We start from the raw sequence: 17179 nt of genomic DNA, 5'->3' as shown, positions 1-17179 counted from the left end.
ATCGGGTCAGCGGCCGCGAAGCGCACGCTGGGTGATTCCTGTCAACGACGGGTCAACCGACTCAGGGTGTCGGCGCCGGTCCCGGTGCCGGTCCCGTTCCCTGCGGCGGCGCGATGGGTGCGGCCGGCGCGTCGGGATTAGCGGCGTTGTACTGCGCCGCGTTGCGGTTGAGGCTGTCCAGATAGGCCTTGAGCTTCAGACCTTGCAGCACCGGCGGAAGTCCCGGTCCGGGCGGTGCCTGGTCGGTCAACTGCCAGGTCTGGCAGCCGGTGGTCTTGAAGGTGCCGTCCGACGCGTCGATCGGAACCACCTGGGCCTCGTGGGTGAAGGCCCGGTCGATGGTGGTGCCGGTCTGCCCGGCCGGGGCGGCGGCGATCCGGCGCCAGGAACAGGTGCCGTCCCCGACCGGACCGGCCGAGGCATAGACACCGGGTGCGATATCGACGCCGACTGTGAAGGCGCCGTCATGGTCGATGACGGTTTTGGGTGCGGCCGGCGGAGCCGGCGCCGGGGACGGTGCGGGGTCCGCCCCAGCCGGCGAAGCGCCTGCCCAGGCGATGGCGGCGAAGGCGGCGAAGGCGGCAGGCACTGCCAGCATTTTCGTCCTCATATACCTGAGGGTAGGCCCGCACCGGCGCGCCCGGGTAACCCTGAGAGGGTCCTGAGCGGTTCGGGATGGGTCTCGCACGCCGCTGCGACGCCGGTTCGGTCACCGCGGACCGCCCTGCTCTGTTGCGACGAATGCGCAGTTCAGACCTGTTGTTCCCGGTCGTGTCACCGGTTGGCGGGCAGGGGGCCGACGTTGCAAAATGTGTACGGCACGTCACTCTGTTATATGAGCTAAGCTCTCGGTTACATAAGCTAACCTGTGGCGAACATAAGACGCCTGGTGAACACGGGTGAGACAAGGCAACGGGGGAAATCGGTAATCGATGAACGTGCTCAAGCGCATCTGGATTCCACTCGTCATCGTGGTCGTGGTCGCCGTTGCCACGTTCACCGTGATGCGGGTGCGCACCTTCTTCGGCACCGGGCCCGGCTACGTGTCCACCGAGAACAGCGCCGGTGACGACACCGAGCCGTTCGACCCCAAAGTGGTCAAGTACGAGATCTGGGGCGAGCCGGGAGCGACCGCCAACATCAACTACATGGACCTCGACGCCAAGCCGCAGCGCGCCGACAACGCGCCGCTGCCCTGGACGCTGACGCTGAGCACCACCGCGCCTTCGGTGTTCCCCACCATCTCCGCACAGGGCGACGGTGACACCCTGTCCTGCCGTATCACCGTCGATGACGAGGTGAAGGACACCCGCACGGTCGACGGCGTCGGCGCCCACACGTACTGCTTGGTGAAGTCGGCATGACCGATTCGCGCACCGATCCGCCCACCGACGCGATCCCCACGGTGAAGGAACCGAACCGCTCCCTCATCCCCCGGACCATCCGGATGCTGGCGCTGCCGATCATCCTCGGCTGGATCGCCATCATGGTGGTGCTCAACGCGGTCGTTCCCCAGCTCGAAGAGGTGGGGAAACTCCGGTCGGTGTCGATGAGCCCGGACAGCGCGCCGTCCATGATCGCCATGAAGCGGGTCGGCAAGGTGTTCGACGAGTTCAAGTCGAACAGCTCGGCAATGGTGGTGCTGGAAAGCGACCATCAGCTCGACGACGCGGCCCACAAGTTCTACGACGAGATGATCCAGAAGCTGGAAGCCGACACCAAGCACGTCGAGCACATCCAGGACTTCTGGGGCGATCCGCTGACCGCGGCGGGTGCCCAGAGCGCCGACGGCAAGTCGACGTATGTGCAGGTGTACCTGGCCGGTAACCAGGGCGAGTCACTGGCCAACGAATCGGTCGAGGCCACCCAGGACATCATCGACGGCATGACGCCGCCACCGGGATTGAAGGTGTTCGTCACCGGGCCGTCCGCGCTGGCCGCCGATCAGCACATCGCCGGTGACCGGAGCATGAAGATCATCACCGCGCTGACCTTCGGCGTGATCATCGTGATGCTGCTGATCATCTACCGCTCGTTCGTCACGGTGTTCCTGGTGCTCGGCATGGTCGCGGTCGAACTCGGCATCACCCGCGGCTTCATCGCGTTCCTCGGCTACTACGACATCATCGGATTGTCGACGTTCGCGACGAACCTTCTGGTGACCCTGGCCATCGCCGCATCGACGGACTACGCGATCTTCCTGATCGGTCGCTACCAGGAAGCCCGCAGTGTGGGCGAGGACCGGGAAGCCGCGTACTACACCATGTATCACGGCACCGCGCACGTGATCCTGGGCTCCGGTCTGACCATTGCGGGCGCGACGTTCTGCCTGCACTTCACCAAGCTGCCCTACTTCGTCTCCCTCGGTATCCCGCTCGCGATCGGCATGGTGGTCGCGGTGTTCGCCGCGCTGACGCTGGGCCCCGCCGTCGTCACGGTGGCCTCCCGGTTCGGCAAGACGCTGGAACCCAAACGCGCGATGCGTACCCGCGGCTGGCGCAAGATCGGCGCGATCATCGTGCGCTGGCCCGGTCCGGTGCTGGTGGGCACCCTCGCGTTGTCCATGGTCGGGCTGTTGACCCTGCCGGGGTACCGCACCAGCTACAACGACCGCGATTACCTTCCCGCGGACATCCCCGCCAACGTCGGATACGCGGCGGCCGACCGGCATTTCAACCAGGCCCGGATGAATCCGGAGTTGCTGCTCATCGAGAGCGATCACGATCTGCGCAATTCGGCGGACTTCCTGGTGATCGACAAGATCGCCAAGGCGGTGTTCCGGGTGCCCGGTATCGGGCGGGTGCAGGCCATCACCCGGCCGCAGGGCACCCCGATCGAGCACACCTCGATCCCGTTCCAGATCAGCATGCAGGGCACTTCTCAGAAGATGAACGAGAAGTACCAGCAGGACATGATGGCCAACATGCTCAAGCAGGCCGACGATATGCAGACCACCATCGACAACATGACCAAGATGTCCAACATCACGGTGCAGATGGCGGCCACCACGCATTCGATGGTCACCAAGATGAAGAACATGACCGTCGATGTCGCCGAATTGCGGGACCACATCGCCGATTTCGATGATTTCTTCCGGCCCATCCGCAACTACCTGTACTGGGAACCGCACTGCTTCGACATCCCGTCGTGCTGGGCGATCCGGTCGATCTTCGACACCCTCGACGGCATCGACACCATGACCGACGACATCCAGAACCTGATGCCGGACATGGAACGCCTGGACACCCTGATGCCGCAGATGGTCGCGCTGATGCCGTCGATGATCGCGACGATGAAGAACATGAAGACCTACATGCTGACCATGTATCAGACCCAAAAGGGCATCCAGGATCAGATGTCGGCCATGCAGGACAACTCGTCGGCGATGGGCGAGGCCTTCGACGCGTCCAGGAACGACGACTCGTTCTATCTACCGCCGGAGACGTTCAACAACGCGGAATTCAAACGCGGCATGAAGAACTTCATCTCCCCCGACGGGCACTCGGTGCGGTTCATCATCAGCCACGACGGCGATCCGATGAGCCCCGAAGGCATCTCGCATATCGAGCCGATCAAGAACGCGGCCAAGGAAGCCATCAAGGGCACCCCACTGGAGGGCTCCAAGATCTACCTCGGCGGCACCGCATCGGTGTTCAAAGACATGTCCGACGGTTCCAAGTTCGACTTGATGATCGCCGGAATCGCGTCGCTGTGCCTGATCTTCATCATCATGCTGATCATCACCCGGGCCGTGGTCGCCGCGGCGGTGATCGTGGGCACCGTGCTGCTCTCGCTGGGCACGTCGTTCGGCCTGTCGGTGCTCATCTGGCAGCACATCATCGGGCAGCCGCTGCACTGGATGGTGCTGGCGATGTCGGTGATCATCCTGCTGGCCGTCGGCTCGGACTACAACCTGCTGCTGGTGTCGCGGTTCAAAGAGGAAATCCATGCCGGGCTGAACACCGGCATCATCCGGTCCATGGGCGGCACGGGGTCGGTGGTGACGTCTGCGGGCCTGGTGTTCGCGTTCACCATGATGTCGATGGCGGTCAGCGACCTGATCGTGATCGGGCAGGTCGGAACAACCATCGGCATGGGACTGTTGTTCGACACGTTGATCGTGCGATCTTTCATGACGCCGTCGATCGCCGCGCTGCTGGGCAAGTGGTTCTGGTGGCCGCAGCGGGTGCGCCAACGGCCATTGCCGGTGGCATGGCCGAAGCCGGCGCCGACATCGGTCGGTGCGGGCGCAACGGAATCGAGTTAAGGGGTTCAGCAGTGCAGAAGTTGAGATTGGCGACACTGGCGGCAGCGACCATCGCCACCGGGCTCACCATGGCCGCGCCGGCGCAGGCCGATCCGGCGTATGACCGGGATCCCGACACCAACTTCGCCCACGAGTTGCACACCTACGGCATCTACGGGCAGAAGGACTACAACGCCTGGATCGGCAAACTGGTCTGCAAACGCCTGACCAACAACGTCGACCACAACGCCTTCGACTCCGCCAAATTCATCGGCGCCAACCTCGACCGGCACAACAGCACCGCCCAAAACTGGCAATTCCTGGGCTCCGCACTGAACTACTACTGCCCCGACAAACGCGTCATCCTCGACCAGGTCGCCGCCGACCAACGGCACTGAACGGAGAAATCATGATCCGCAACGCACTGCGCACCGGTATCGCCGCCGCCGCCCTGGCCGGCGCCATCACCACAGGCATCGCCACCTCCGCAGTCTCTTCCGCAGACGCCACCGACGACTACCCCATCCCCAACCGCATCCTCAAAACCCCCTGCACCGCCGAACAGATCATGGCCGCCGCCCGCGACGTCGAACCCGTCTACTACGAGCGCTACATGATCGACTACAACAACAAACCCGCCGGCGACCAACAAGGCACCCAAGACCGCATCCACTGGTTCTTCTCCATGGACTACGCCGGCCGACGCCAATACTCCGAAGACACCGCCACCAACGCCTTCTACGAACAAATGTCCTGGCGCTGGCCCAACTGGGCCAAACTGTTCTTCAACAACAAAGGCGTCGCCGCCCACACCACCGACATCTGCATGAACTACCCCGCAGGAGACATGACCGTCTGGGACTGGCACTAGCCACTGGGGCGTTCAGCGCGCGCCTGCGGCGACGGCTTGTTCGGCAGGCTGGGCCGGCTCGGGCCCGCGGGTGAAGAAGGCCAGCATGGTCGCGGCCAGCACGGCGGCGCCGAACATCGCAATACCCATGGGCACCGCGCTGTGCTCGCCCGCCAAGCCGACCAGCGGCGAGACACCGGCACCCAACGCGTACTGCAGGAATCCCATTACGGCCGAACCGGTTCCGGCCGCGTAGCGAACCTCCGCGGTGGCAAGTGCCATGGCATTGGCTACGACGAAACCCATACTGGCCATGAAGGCGGCCATCGCAACGATCGTCGGCACCGGCGGCACGCCGCCGGCGGTGACGGCAAGCAGCAGCAGAGCGGTCACCACCACCATGGCGGTGACGCCGCCCAGCAGCAACCGGCGCGGAGCGATCCGGCCGACCAGTCGGGCCGACAGCGCACTCATCGCGGCCATCACCACCGCGCAGCCGCCGAAGGTCAGCGAGTACACCCGCGGCGACAACCCGACGATGTTCTGCAGCACGAACGGCGAGGCCGATATATAGGAGAACAGTGCGGTGAACACGAAGGCCAGCGCCAGCGTGTACCCGACATAGCGCCGGTTGGACAGCACCGTGCGGGCACTCGACCGCAGCGCCACCAGTCCCCCGGGCCGGCGCCGCTCGGGCGGCAGCGATTCCGGTGCGAAGAACACGGCGCCGAGCAACATCAGGGCATTCAGCACGGCCAGTACGCCGAACACGGCGCGCCAACCCAGGTCGGCGACGATGAAGCCGCCCAGCACCGGCGCGATGACCGGCGCCAGCGCACCGATGACCATCAACACTCCGAACAGCCGGGCGGCCTCCGCGCCGGCCGCCCGATCCGCCACGATGGCGCGGGCGATCACCACTCCGGCGGCGCCGGCGAAGCCCTGCACGAAGCGCAGCCCGATGAGGATCTCCGCCGAGGGGCTGTAGATGCAGAGCAGGCTGGCGGCCAGGCATACGGCGGTGCCGACCAGTAGGGGCCGCCGGCGACCGTAGCGGTCCGACAACGGTCCGATCACCAGCTGTCCGACTGCCAGTCCGATCAGCAGTGCCGTGAGGGTGAGCTGGATCGTCGGCGCAGACGTCTCGAATTGCGCGGCCATCGCGGGGAACGCCGACAGGTACATGTCGATGGACAGCGGCGTGACGGCCGACAGCAGGGCCAGCGCGGCGATCAACATCGCCGGCGGCGAGTCTGGGTTCGATGTGCTCAAGTACGCACCTCTCATTCGATCGGGAATTGCGACAATAGGTATTGCAACATATATATCGAGTCATATATAATATGTGGTGATGGAGAGCACTCCGATGGCCGATCCGCGCATCAGGGCCCTGGCCCTGGCCTTACACGAACTGTCCTGGCGGTTGACGCGGCTCGGGCCGCACCGAGCCGGCCTCGATCCCCTGCCCGCATCCGAACTCGCCGTACTGCGCGCCATCGTGGACGAACCCGGCCTGAGCGTGTCCGACGTCGCGTGCGCCGTGGCCATGCGGTCGAGCAATGTCAGCGCTGCGGTACGGGCCCTGACCGACCGCGGACTGGTCTCGAAAACGCCACACCACGATGACCGGCGAGTATCGGTATTGCACCCGACAGCCAAGGCGCGCAACGACAAGCGGGCCATTGACGATGCGCTGTCGGAGGGGATCGCAGAAGTACTAGCCGAGTTGCCGGCCGACTCGGTCGCGCACCTGCTGTCCGCAACACCCGGCATGCGCGCGTTGACGGCCGCGCTCGGCGGACCGGCGCCGCGGCGCGCTGCACAGTTGCCAGAATCGGCAGATCTCGGCGATTGATCTTAAATGCGTTGACGCACAATGGTTTTGAGCTGTGCGCCGGATAAGTTCCAGAGCAACATGATTCATCCCGACGCTGCGCGCTTCGATGAGCGACCGATGCAGTATCGGTGCCCGACAAAGCGTTTGCGAGAACCGCTCAACACGGTCCATATCGAAGTGAATTGCACGGCCCGTCAACGCAGTTCATCAGCGTTTTTGTGAGGTCAACGACGGGTATCGCGAATTGTGAAGGGAGTCACAGAATTTTGCTCCCTTACAAAAGGCTCTGTTAACGTCCGTCTGCATGTTTGCTCTTGCGTCGCTACTGGCGCTCGTCAACCAGGTTTCGGGTACGCCGTACATCCCGGGTGGTGACAGCCCGGCGGGTACGGATTGCTCGGGCCTGGCATCCTGGGTCAGCAACGCCGCGACCAACCGACCGGTCTTCGGTGACCGTTTCCACACCGGGAACGAAGAACGCGCCCTGCTGGCTCGCGGCTTCAAGTACGGAACCGCGCCGGGCGCCCTGGTGATCGGGTGGAACGGCGGTCACACCGCGGTGACGCTGCCCGATGGCACCGCGGTGTCCTCCGGTGAGGGTGGCGGTGGGGTGCGGGTCGGCGGCGGCGGTGCCTACCAGCCGCAGTTCACCCACCACATGTATCTGCCCGCGCCGGCCGATGCGGCACCGCTGGATGCCGATGCCCCGGTCGATGCGCCGCCTCCGCCGGTCGAGTTCCTGCCGCCGGCCCCTGGCGACGTTCCCCCGCCGATCGCGGTCGATTTCGTGCCGCCCGCACCTGCCGACTTCGTGCCGCCGGCGCCCGGCGACGTGCCGCCGCCGGCGCCCGCCGATCTGCCCGCGCCCGACACCATCCCGGTCTGACCCGACGCGTGCCGGAGCCGGGCTTACACGTACCGGTTCCGGCCTGCCATCGCCCCGGTGACCAACTGGACGGCGTACACCGCCAGCACCAGGCCCCACGACACCGTCCAGCCGCCCGTCATATCGTGAAGCACGCCGAACAGGAACGGGCCGACACCGGCCAGTAGGTAGCCGATCCCCTGGGCCATGCCCGACAGCCGGGCGGTGTCCGCGGCATTGCGTGATCGCAGCGCGATGACGGTCAGAGCCAGCGAGAACACGCTCATACCCAGCCCGAGCAGCACGCTCCAGAGCAGGGGTGCAACGTCCGGCGCGACGGCCAGCCCGGTCACGCCGGCGAACCCGAGCACACCGAGGCCGACGATCCAGCCGCTCTGGCTGGGCCTGCGGGCCGCCGCCGGTGCGATCACGATGCTGACCGGCACGGCCAACACCGAGATGAGCCCCAGGAGCAGTCCGGCGGCACTCTTGCTCATGCCACCGTCGATGAACACCGCGGGCAGCCAGCCCATCACCACATACGCCAGGAAGGCCTGGCACCCGAAGAACGAGGTGACGGTCCAGGCCAGCCGGCTGCTCATCAGCGACCGCCGCGGCTCGGGGGTCCGCTCGACCTGCACCACGGCGGTCCGTCCGGTACCCCGTAAGGTGGCGGCAAGCCACAGTGCCAGCGCGAGCGCGGCCAGCGCCGCCCAGGCGCCCAGCGCGGTCCGCCAGCCCGACATCGCGTCGAGCGCCGGTGTCAGCGCCGAGCCGAGCGCCCCGCCGCCCTGCAACGCCGCGGTGTAGATGCCCGTCATGACGCCGATACGAGCCGGGAAGGATCGCTTGATGACTACCGGGATGAGCACATTGATCAACGCGATACCGGCGGTCGCCACGAGCGTGCCACCGATCACCACTGCCGGGCCGTCGAGTACCCGGAGCAACAGGCCCGCGCTGAGGATCACAAGCGCGGCCGCGATGGCACGGTCGGCGCCGATCCTGGCCGCCACCCGGGGCGCGGCCAGCCCCGCGGTGGCGAAACACAGGCCGGGCAGAGTGGTGAGTACGCCCGCCCAGACAGCGGATGCACCGAACGTATCGCGCATATCGCCCAACAACGGACCCACGCTGGTGATCGCGGGGCGAAGATTGAGGGCAGTGAGGACAACGGCCACCGTCAACAGCAGCCCACCGGCGACCGGTCGCGACTCGATCGTCGCGTCGGCGTCGGGGCGGTCGATCGTGTTCGTGTGGCGGGAGTCGATCACCGGAACTAGCCTGCCATACATCCGATGATTGGATGAAAGGGATTACCTGTGCCACTCGCCACAACCCGACGAACCGGTCTGGTCGACCAGGTCATCGAACAACTGCGTGCCTCGGTGACGGCCGGCGAATACGCCGTGGGCACCAAGATCCCCACCGAGCCGGCACTGGCCGAGACCCTGGGCGTGGGACGCAACACCGTGCGTGAAGCCGTCCGGGCCCTGGCGCACGGCGGCATCCTCGAAGTCCGACAAGGTGACGGCACCTACGTGCGGGCCACCAGCGAGGTATCGGGTGCGCTGCGCCGGCTGTGTGGATCCGAACTGCGTGAGGTGCTGCAGGTCCGGCGGTGCCTGGAGGTCGAAGGTGCCCGACTCGCGGCCACCGCCCGCACCTCCGGCGATCTGGCAGAGCTCTGGCAGTTGTTGGATCGCCGCGACGAGCTGCAGCGCGACAATGCCCTGGAAGAATTTGTGCGGGCCGACGCCGAATTGCACTTCGCCGTGGTGCGCAGTTCGCACAACACGGTACTGACGGAGCTCTACCGGGGTTTGACCGAAGTGGTGCTCGCCAGCGTGGCGACCACGACCCACGAGACCGCTGCCGCCGCGCACATCAGACACCGCGGCCTGGTGCAGGCGATCGACGCAGGGGATGTCGACCGCGCCGCACAGGAAGCGGGCGGATTCCTCGACGAGCTGCTGTGCGAGCTGCCCGAGCGAACCTGACCGGCTATTCGGGGCGCAGAGCGTCGCTGTTGACGAATGTCAGCAATCCGCTGTCGAGCTGCACTGCCCAGCGCCGGGCCGGATCGGCGATGTGGCTGTCGCCGACGGACACCGCATACCCGGCCGCATCGCCGAAGTCGTCCACCACGACGCCACGCGCTTCGTCGTCGGTATCTGGGTGCACGAGCACCCGCACGTTGACGGCCAAGCCGCCGTCGCGGTCGTTGTCACCATCGTCGGTATCGGCATCCACGAGTTCCTGAGCGGTCACCGGAGTTCCCCTGTCATTCCTGGCGGCTGACGAAATGTCAGCCACGGTCCTGTGCCTTTTCCGGAATCGAAGATTGCGGCTGTTGTGAGGTTAAACGTTCGAGGCATGTGCAGCGGTTAATAGTTGAGATAGCTTATCCCCGGCCGAGTCACCATGCACCACCGATTTCCCTTCGGTTCCACACCCGATGCCCGATCCGCTCACGCGACCTGACTCCTGCGGGTCCCGATCCAGCCCTCAGAACCGGCCGAAACCCGTCCCCCCAGCGCAATCCTTGGACATTGGCTCGGCGTTTGTCAACCTGCGTCCGGAGTGCCGGGGCAATACCGCGAGGCTTCCGGAAAGACGGCCACCGTTCGATTCTCGTGCAACGACCGGCCATTGCAGCAAAAAGACGAATTGTTGTTGAGCGGGAAACTACCCACTGGTTCATCCGACAATTTCACAAATGGCAACTCGCACGAAGCGCAGCCGGCTTTTCGTGCGCTTGCAATTGTGTATCGAATGCGTGCTCGGGGCAGCACCACAACGGCGCAATCGCGGGCGGGACGCGGAAAAGACAATTTCGGCGACCTGTTGCCGGCCGGCGCCGCGCACCGCCGCTGCGCGTACTCGGTACCCTCTGTCCGGTGATCGTGCTGTTGCCTCCGTCGGAGACCAAACGAACCGGCGGCGACGGGCCGCCGCTGAACATCGACACCCTGACCTCACCCGCGCTGAGCCCATTGCGTGCCGCCCTGGTCGACGAGCTGGTGACACTGGCCGGCGATCGCGAGGCCTGCCGCCGGGCCCTGGGCATCACGGCGGCCCAGGACGGTGAAATCGACCGGAACGCAGCACTTCTCACCTCGGGAACACTTCCGGCGATCAACAGGTACACCGGAGTGCTCTACGACGCACTGGATGTCGACTCATTGCGCGGGACCGCGGCGGCGCGGGCCACGGCCCGGCTGGCGGTGGGGTCGGCATTGTTCGGCCTGCTGCGCGCCGACGACCCGATCCCCGCCTACCGCCTCTCGGCCGGGTCCAAGCTGCCCGGTCAACCCACCCTGGCGGCACGGTGGCGCCCGGCATTGGAACCCGTCCTGGCCGCGCTCGGCGACGGCGAACTGGTAGTCGACCTGCGGTCGGGATCCTATGCCGCACTGGGCCGGCTACCCGGGGCGGTCAATGTCGATGTGCTGTCGGAGAGCAGCACCGGCAAGCGCACCGTGGTGAGCCACTTCAACAAGGCGCACAAGGGCAGGCTGGCCCGGGCACTGGTGTCCAGCCGGTCCGAACCCGACGATGCCCGCAAGGTCGCGGCCATCGCACGCCGGGCCGGGATGCGCGTCGAACGGACCGGCAACGACCTGACCATCGTCATCGAGGCCTGAGCTAAACCGTTACATCACAACGTCATCACGGCCCGCGTCGGTCGCGGCCCGGGCTGGCGCGCGCTGTTAGTTTCGCGTGCATGTCGCCTTTGAAACGGGGGCTGCGCCGTCTCCTGGGACTATTGGCCGCGGCCGCGCTGCTGGCCGGGTCCGTGACCGTCACCGCGCCGCCCGCGTCGGCGTTCTCCAGCGCCGGTGGGCCGATCGAACTGCTCCAGGTGCCCTCACCGTCGATGGGCCGCAACATCCCGGTGGGGTTCCAGGGCGGCGGACCTCATGCGGTCTACCTGTTGGACGGTCTGCGGGCCCAGGACGACTTCAGCGGCTGGGATATCAACACCCCGGTCTTCGACTGGTTCTACCGTTCCGGGCTGTCACTGGTGGTCCCCGTCGGCGGCCAATCCAGCTTCTACACCGACTGGTACCAGCCCGCGAAGGGCAGCGCCGGAACCACCACCTACAAATGGGAAACCTTCCTGACCCAGGAACTACCCACCTGGCTCGCCGCAAACCGCGGCATCAGCCCCGTCGGCAATGCGGTGGTGGGGCTGTCGATGTCGGGCGGGTCCGCCCTGACCCTGGCCATCTGGCATCCCACCCAATTCATCTTCGCCGGCTCACTGTCCGGTTTCGTCAACCCCTCACTTGGCCTGTGGCCCACGCTGATCGGGGTGGCGATGCGGGACGCGGGCGGGTACCGCGCCACCGACATGTGGGGACAAAGCACCGACCCGGCCTGGCGGCGGAACGACCCGATGGTCAACGTGGCGACCCTGGCCGCCAACGGCACCGCGGTCTGGGTGTACTGCGGGAACGGCGCCCCTTCGGGTCTGGACTCCGGCTCCGACTTCGGCGGTCTGTACAGCGCCCAGTTCCTGGAGAACATCACGCTCAACACCAACAAGGACTTCCAGAAGCGCTACGTCGCGGCCGGCGGCCGCAACGGCGTGTTCAACTTCCCCGCCGACGGTACCCACAGCTGGGGTTACTGGGGATCGCAGCTGCAGGCCATGAAGCCCGATCTGCAACGGGTGCTGGGCGCCGTGCCGGCCGCCTAGGCAAACCGCGCCGGGTAGCCGGTCCCGATGGGTAGCGTCTACCGGTATGAAGCTCATCTCGCCGACCGATGCGATGTTCCTGTTGGGCGAGTCGCGCGAGCACCCGATGCACGTCGCCGGGTTGCAGCTGTACCGACCGCCCGAGGGAGCGGGTCCGGAGTTCGTCACCGGACTCTACGAGTCGATCGCCAAATGCGATGACTTCCAGCCCACCTTCCGAAAGCATCCGGCCCGGGTCTTCGGCGGAATCACCAATGTGGGTTGGGCTTTCGACGACGAGGTGGACATCGACTACCACCTGCGCAGGTCCGGTCTACCCCGGCCGGGCCGGGTGCGCGAACTTCTGGAATTGACCTCGCGCCTGCACGGCACGCTGTTGGACCGGCACCGTCCGCTCTGGGAGGCGTATCTGGTCGAGGGCCTGCACGACGGCCGGTTCGGCGTCTACACCAAGATCCACCACAGCCTGCTCGACGGGGTGTCCGCGCAACGGTTGATGGTCCGCACCCTCTCCGACGATCCCGATGACCGCGAGGTGCGGGTGCCCTGGGCGTTGTCGCCGCGCAAACGGGCCGTCGCCCCGGCGCGCCGGGGGTCGTCGTTGCTGCGGGCGGCCACCGGTACCGCCGGTGCCGTGGCCGGGCTGGGACCGTCGGCACTCACCCTGGCCCGTGCCGCCCTGATCGAGCAGCAACTGACCTTGCCGTTCGGCGCGCCCAAGACGATGTTCAACGTGCCGATCGGCGGCGCGCGCCGATGCGCGGCGCAGTCCTGGCCGCTGGCCCGCATCAGGGCGGTGAAGGACGCCGTCGACGGCGCCACCGTCAACGACGTCGTGCTGGCCATGTCGGCCGGGGCGTTACGGGCCTACCTTCAGGAGCAGCAGGCATTACCCGAAACACCTTTGGTGGCAATGGTTCCGGTGAGCCTGCGCGGCGAGCACGAGCAGGACGCGGGCGGGAACATGGTCGGGACCATCCTGTGCAACCTGGCCACCGATGTCGCCGACCCGTTACACCGGCTGGAGACCATCAGCGCCTCCATGCGCGACAACAAGCAGGTGTTCGCCGAACTGCCGAGGCTGGAAGCGCTGGCCTTGTCGGGCTTCCTGATGTCCGGTATCGCGCTGAGCATGCTCCCCGGCTTCGCCTCCACGGCGCCACCTCCGTTCAACATCGTCATCTCGAACGTGCCCGGCGCCCGGCAACCGATGTACTGGCAGGGCGCACGGCTGGACGGCAACTATCCGCTGTCGATCGCCCTGGACGGCCAGGCGCTGAACATCACGCTGACCAACAATGCCGACAACCTCGACTTCGGCTTGGTGGGTTGCCGGCGCAGCGTCCCGCACCTGCAGCGGCTGCTCACCCACCTGGAGGATTCGCTGGCCGGGCTGGAGAAGGCCGCCGAGGTCTGACCCCGCGCTGACGGGCTCCATACGCGACGCGCAGTCCATACCGGGATGGGATCGGTCGCCGCCGTAAACGCTTGTGGTGTCACAGAACTGACACCGATTGATATCGGATCGACATCCGCCAAATTGGCGACTTGTGCAAATTCTGATTCGCGATAAGTTCTGCTTGTCGCCGCCCTGAACGGAATCGGGAGTCCATGTCGCACGTCTCGAATCGCACTGCGCTCACGGCGGTGGCGACCGCCGGGCTCTACTGGTCGATGCTGATGATCAACCCTGCGGCCATCGCCGACGCGGAGTCCGCCGGCAGCCCCGGTATTCCGTGTCTGGACATGGTGGCGCAATTGGCGGCCTCCCCCGAAATCATTCCGGAGGCCCTTGGCGCGGCCGCTCCGCCGGCCGTGCCGGTGCCGGTACCACCACCGCCGGCGCCGTTGGTGCAGGCTGCGATGGTGGTGCCCGAAAGTGCGCCACCCGTACCAGCTGCACCAGAGGTGATCCCCGCGGTACCTGTCGCTGCGATCGCCGCACCCGAGGCGGCAGCCGTCCCGGCGGCTTTGCCCGCCACCGATGTGGTCGCCGTCGACGCGGCACCGGCGGCGGCCGCCGCCGTCCCGGCGGCCCTGCCCGCGGCACCTCCGTTGGCCGTACCCGCTGTGCCGCTGGCCGCCCCGCCGGTACCGCTCGCAGTCCCCATTCCGCTTGGCGCACAGCCGATACCGATGGCCGCACCGCTGATGGAAGCGGCCGCTCCGGTACCGGAAGCGGCGCCCGCCCCGGCACCCGAAGCACTCCCGATCGCCGATGCCGCAATCGTCTACGCGGCACCACCCGCACCGGTGCTCGATACGGCTTCCGCGCCGATGCTCGACGCGGCTCCCGCGCCGGTCCTCGATTCGGCGCCCGCGCCGGCAGTGCTCGAAGAGTTGCCCGCCCCACCGGTGGATGTGATGCCGCTGGAAGCCGCGGCCCCTCCGGTCGAGGCGGCTGCACTGGATACCGCCGCACTACCGGTCGACGTGGCCGTGCCGACCCCGCCGGTAGCCGCCGCGTTGCCCATCGAGACTGCGGGAAGCGTGCTTCCGATGCTCGCCTCGGCGCCGGCGATGGTCGCGGCGACTCCGCCGCCACCCATCGCTCTCCCGACGGTGCCGGGACTTCCGGTGCTGCCGACCGAACTCACACTGCCCCACGACCTGGTATGCGCGGGCACCGCGTGGTCGGCCAATTCGGACGGCACACATCACGAGCCCGGGCCTGCTCGGGCGGGCTGGGATGACGGCCGTCACGAGGACGGCTGAGGCTCAGGCGCTCGGGGCGCGGACGACCACCGGCGCGGCCGGGAAGTAGATCGCCATCTCCGACCGCGACTTGCGCAGCGCCGCAGTGCCGTAACCCTTCTTGCGATGCCCGGGGTGAATCCAGATCCGCACATCGACCTCGTGTCCGTTGAGCTCACCGAACACCAGGCCGACCTTCTCATCGCCCTCGATCGCGACGAACCAGGCCGCCTCCTCGGCGTCGACGCGAGCCAATGCCGCGGCGATCTCATCGTCCAGGCTGCCCGCGGGCGCACCGGAGCCGTCCCCGGCCGCGCGCTGGTCCTGGAGTCTCGACTCGAAGATGTCGCGGTCATCCCGGCCCGAAAACGCGCGCAGCGCCAGTGTTTCGGCCGACGAAGCCGGACGCTCGTTGAGGGTGAAGGTCAGCTGGCTGTTGAGATCGTCGAGTTCCTCGGCGATGATCCGCCGCGACTCCTTGGTGACCTGATCGAAGGACAGCCCGATGACCGCCTCACCACCGGCGTGGGTGGTTCCCAGCAAGGCCGCGATGGCGTCGACGGCCGCACCGCGGTCCTCGGCGTCGACAATGACGTCGAGTACCTCGTGGCGGCGGTCGAGCGCCTTCACCAGTGCATCGGCGATGTCACGACGGGCTGCGGCACGATCCTGATCGGTCATGCCGCCAAGACTAGTCCAGCCTCACGCCTTGGCGAGCTTCTTGTCCTCGTACAGCCGCGCCCACTCCGCGCGCGGCCTGATCGACACATCGACGTCGGTCGCGGTGGCCCGCAACGCACCGACGGTCGCCTGATTCCTCGGCGTCAGCTTGAACGGATCCCAACCGAAGAAGCGGCAGGAATTCTCCCAGGTGATCTTGTTGATGTCGGAGTCATCGGCGCCCGCGGCGTTCAATTCGGCCAGCACCTGCTCGGGCGCGTCGGGCCAGAAGCAGTCCGAGTGCGGATAGTCGCACTCCCAGGCGATGATGTCGATACCGATCTCGTGGCGCAGCTTCAGCGAGGTCTTGTCGGTGACGTAGCAGGCCAGGGAGTGTTCGCGGAAGACGTCGGAGGGCAGTTTGTCGCCGAAATCGCGGCGCAGCCACTTCTGGTTGGTGTAATGCCGGTCGCTGCGATCCAGGTAGAACGGGATCCAGCCGATACCGCCTTCGGAGAAGGCGAATTTCAGGTCCGGGTAGTTACGCATCGCGGGTCCCCACAGCAGATCCTGGGCGCACATGGCCGACACCTGGGTGGCGAGGATGATCAGGTTGTCGATCGGGGCGTTGGGCGCCATGCTGATCGCACCGAACCCGGTGCCGATGTGCAGGCACATCACCACACCCTCCTCGCTCAACGTGCGGAACACCGGACCCCAGTACTCGTCGTCGTGGTAGCTCGGAAGGCCTTCCAGGTGCGGCAGTTCCGGCATGGTGACGGCGCGACAACCCTTGGCGGCGACCCGGCGGATCTCGGCGACCATCGCCTCGGGATTCCAGGTGGGCAGCACGGCGATCGGGATGAACCGGTCCGGGTAGCTGCCGGCCCATTCGTCGATGTGCCAGTCGTTGTAGGCCGACACCATCACCAGCGTCACGTCTTCGCGGTGCATGTTGAGATGCCGGGCCGAGAAGCCGGTGAAGGTGGGGAAGCACATCGAGGCGAGGATGCCGTTGCGGTTCATGTCGCGGACGCGTTCGTGGACGTCGTATACGCCGGGCCGCATCTCGGCGAAGCCGGCGGGGTCACGGCCCCACTCCTCGGGGGGCCAGGACACCACGGCGTTGAGACCGCTGACGCCCTGCGGCCGACCCTGATACATCCACTGGTCGACGCCCTTGTCGTCGGTGACGACGATGGGGGCCTCCGCCTTGTACTTGGCCGGGACGTGGTTGAGGAACATGTCGGGTGGTTCCACCACGTGGTCGTCGATGCTCACCAGAATCAGGTCGTCGGTCTTCATATAAGAACTAGTACCCT

General features: G+C 66.5%; 17 protein-coding genes. 11 read left to right on the top strand and 6 right to left on the bottom strand.

What is annotated here, in order from left to right; translation table 11 throughout:
* Positions 1-61: 61 nt before the first annotated feature.
* A complete protein-coding gene (locus ACXPWS_RS14755) occupies positions 62-610 on the bottom strand; it encodes a hypothetical protein (RefSeq protein ID WP_458713130.1) in 549 nt (182 codons plus the stop codon).
* A gap of 322 nt (positions 611-932) precedes the next feature.
* Here ACXPWS_RS14755 and ACXPWS_RS14750 point away from each other — a divergent pair, with 322 nt between their 5' ends.
* Genes ACXPWS_RS14750 through ACXPWS_RS14735 form a run of 4 tightly spaced genes read left to right on the top strand, consistent with a single transcriptional unit; the run spans position 933 to position 5117 of the window.
* The gene (locus tag ACXPWS_RS14750; protein WP_458713129.1) at positions 933-1364 is read left to right on the top strand and encodes an MmpS family transport accessory protein; all 432 of its coding nucleotides are present in this window, start codon (positions 933-935) and stop codon (positions 1362-1364) included.
* A complete protein-coding gene (locus ACXPWS_RS14745; RefSeq protein ID WP_458713128.1) occupies positions 1361-4267 on the top strand; it encodes an MMPL/RND family transporter in 2907 nt (968 codons plus the stop codon). The genes ACXPWS_RS14750 and ACXPWS_RS14745 overlap by 4 nt, the downstream gene beginning before the upstream one ends.
* Positions 4268-4287: 20 nt before the next feature.
* Complete coding sequence (locus tag ACXPWS_RS14740) at positions 4288-4644, top strand: DUF732 domain-containing protein (protein ID WP_458713545.1); 357 nt, start codon at positions 4288-4290, stop codon at positions 4642-4644.
* Between the two features lie 11 nt (positions 4645-4655).
* Positions 4656-5117 carry a DUF5078 domain-containing protein gene (locus ACXPWS_RS14735; protein WP_458709925.1) on the top strand — a complete coding sequence of 154 codons (462 nt, stop codon included), beginning with the start codon at positions 4656-4658 and terminating at the stop codon, positions 5115-5117.
* A gap of 12 nt (positions 5118-5129) precedes the next feature.
* Here ACXPWS_RS14735 and ACXPWS_RS14730 read toward each other — a convergent pair whose 3' ends face one another.
* The gene (locus ACXPWS_RS14730) at positions 5130-6368 is read right to left on the bottom strand and encodes a multidrug effflux MFS transporter (RefSeq protein ID WP_458713127.1); all 1239 of its coding nucleotides are present in this window, start codon (positions 6366-6368) and stop codon (positions 5130-5132) included.
* A 79-nt stretch (positions 6369-6447) separates the two neighbouring features.
* On the opposite strand from ACXPWS_RS14730, the gene ACXPWS_RS14725 reads away from it, so the two are divergent.
* Both ACXPWS_RS14725 and ACXPWS_RS14720 read left to right on the top strand, forming a co-directional pair.
* Positions 6448-6951, top strand: coding sequence for a MarR family winged helix-turn-helix transcriptional regulator (locus tag ACXPWS_RS14725; RefSeq protein WP_458713126.1), 504 nt, complete (start codon positions 6448-6450; stop codon positions 6949-6951).
* A 286-nt stretch (positions 6952-7237) separates the two neighbouring features.
* Entirely contained in the window at positions 7238-7819 is a 582-nt protein-coding gene (locus ACXPWS_RS14720; RefSeq protein ID WP_458713125.1) for a peptidoglycan endopeptidase, read from the top strand.
* Positions 7820-7842: 23 nt separating this feature from the next.
* Here the strand turns inward: ACXPWS_RS14720 and ACXPWS_RS14715 are convergent, their stop codons facing one another.
* On the bottom strand, positions 7843-9093 hold the full coding sequence (locus ACXPWS_RS14715; RefSeq protein WP_458713124.1) for a CynX/NimT family MFS transporter: 1251 nt from the start codon (positions 9091-9093) through the stop codon (positions 7843-7845).
* 27 nt (positions 9094-9120) lie between these two features.
* Between ACXPWS_RS14715 and ACXPWS_RS14710 the strand changes: the two genes are divergently transcribed.
* Positions 9121-9798 (top strand): FadR/GntR family transcriptional regulator, encoded by a 678-nt coding sequence (locus ACXPWS_RS14710; RefSeq protein ID WP_458713123.1) that lies wholly within the window; start codon positions 9121-9123, stop codon positions 9796-9798.
* Positions 9799-9802: 4 nt separating this feature from the next.
* Here ACXPWS_RS14710 and ACXPWS_RS14705 read toward each other — a convergent pair whose 3' ends face one another.
* Positions 9803-10069: a hypothetical protein gene (locus ACXPWS_RS14705; protein WP_458713122.1), complete on the bottom strand. Its 267-nt coding sequence runs from the start codon at positions 10067-10069 to the stop codon at positions 9803-9805.
* Positions 10070-10698: 629 nt separating this feature from the next.
* On the opposite strand from ACXPWS_RS14705, the gene yaaA reads away from it, so the two are divergent.
* The 4 genes from yaaA to ACXPWS_RS14685 all read left to right on the top strand — a co-directional run bounded on the left by yaaA (position 10699) and on the right by ACXPWS_RS14685 (position 15218).
* Positions 10699-11445, top strand: a complete 747-nt coding sequence (yaaA, locus tag ACXPWS_RS14700; protein ID WP_458713121.1) for a peroxide stress protein YaaA — start codon at positions 10699-10701, stop codon at positions 11443-11445.
* Between the two features lie 80 nt (positions 11446-11525).
* Positions 11526-12503: an esterase family protein gene (locus ACXPWS_RS14695; RefSeq protein ID WP_458713120.1), complete on the top strand. Its 978-nt coding sequence runs from the start codon at positions 11526-11528 to the stop codon at positions 12501-12503.
* A 46-nt stretch (positions 12504-12549) separates the two neighbouring features.
* Positions 12550-13920, top strand: coding sequence for a WS/DGAT/MGAT family O-acyltransferase (locus ACXPWS_RS14690; RefSeq protein WP_458713119.1), 1371 nt, complete (start codon positions 12550-12552; stop codon positions 13918-13920).
* Between the two features lie 194 nt (positions 13921-14114).
* Positions 14115-15218: a hypothetical protein gene (locus tag ACXPWS_RS14685; RefSeq protein WP_458713118.1), complete on the top strand. Its 1104-nt coding sequence runs from the start codon at positions 14115-14117 to the stop codon at positions 15216-15218.
* A gap of 3 nt (positions 15219-15221) precedes the next feature.
* Here ACXPWS_RS14685 and ACXPWS_RS14680 read toward each other — a convergent pair whose 3' ends face one another.
* Both ACXPWS_RS14680 and ACXPWS_RS14675 read right to left on the bottom strand, forming a co-directional pair.
* Positions 15222-15878 (bottom strand): GNAT family N-acetyltransferase, encoded by a 657-nt coding sequence (locus ACXPWS_RS14680; RefSeq protein WP_458713117.1) that lies wholly within the window; start codon positions 15876-15878, stop codon positions 15222-15224.
* A 21-nt stretch (positions 15879-15899) separates the two neighbouring features.
* Entirely contained in the window at positions 15900-17162 is a 1263-nt protein-coding gene (locus ACXPWS_RS14675) for an amidohydrolase family protein (RefSeq protein WP_458713116.1), read from the bottom strand.
* Positions 17163-17179: the final 17 nt, after the last annotated feature.

Source organism: Mycobacterium sp. BMJ-28 (genome assembly GCF_054404835.1).
Note: the sequence above shows the minus strand (reverse complement) of the source record. Positions and strands in the feature narration are given on the sequence as shown.

Excerpts from the sequence above, each read along its gene's own strand:
- ACXPWS_RS14685 (WP_458713118.1), top strand. The coding sequence starts at position 14,115 with ATGTCGCACGTCTCGAATCGCACTGCGCTCACGGCGGTGGCGACCGCC.
- ACXPWS_RS14750 (WP_458713129.1), top strand. The coding sequence starts at position 933 with ATGAACGTGCTCAAGCGCATCTGGATTCCACTCGTCATCGTGGTCGTG.
- ACXPWS_RS14735 (WP_458709925.1), top strand. The coding sequence starts at position 4,656 with ATGATCCGCAACGCACTGCGCACCGGTATCGCCGCCGCCGCCCTGGCC.
- ACXPWS_RS14715 (WP_458713124.1), bottom strand. The coding sequence starts at position 9,093 with ATGTATGGCAGGCTAGTTCCGGTGATCGACTCCCGCCACACGAACACG.
- ACXPWS_RS14725 (WP_458713126.1), top strand. The coding sequence starts at position 6,448 with ATGGAGAGCACTCCGATGGCCGATCCGCGCATCAGGGCCCTGGCCCTG.
- ACXPWS_RS14755 (WP_458713130.1), bottom strand. The coding sequence starts at position 610 with ATGAGGACGAAAATGCTGGCAGTGCCTGCCGCCTTCGCCGCCTTCGCC.
- ACXPWS_RS14675 (WP_458713116.1), bottom strand. The coding sequence starts at position 17,162 with ATGAAGACCGACGACCTGATTCTGGTGAGCATCGACGACCACGTGGTG.
- ACXPWS_RS14695 (WP_458713120.1), top strand. The coding sequence starts at position 11,526 with ATGTCGCCTTTGAAACGGGGGCTGCGCCGTCTCCTGGGACTATTGGCC.
- ACXPWS_RS14720 (WP_458713125.1), top strand. The coding sequence starts at position 7,238 with ATGTTTGCTCTTGCGTCGCTACTGGCGCTCGTCAACCAGGTTTCGGGT.
- ACXPWS_RS14690 (WP_458713119.1), top strand. The coding sequence starts at position 12,550 with ATGAAGCTCATCTCGCCGACCGATGCGATGTTCCTGTTGGGCGAGTCG.
- ACXPWS_RS14745 (WP_458713128.1), top strand. The coding sequence starts at position 1,361 with ATGACCGATTCGCGCACCGATCCGCCCACCGACGCGATCCCCACGGTG.
- ACXPWS_RS14680 (WP_458713117.1), bottom strand. The coding sequence starts at position 15,878 with ATGACCGATCAGGATCGTGCCGCAGCCCGTCGTGACATCGCCGATGCA.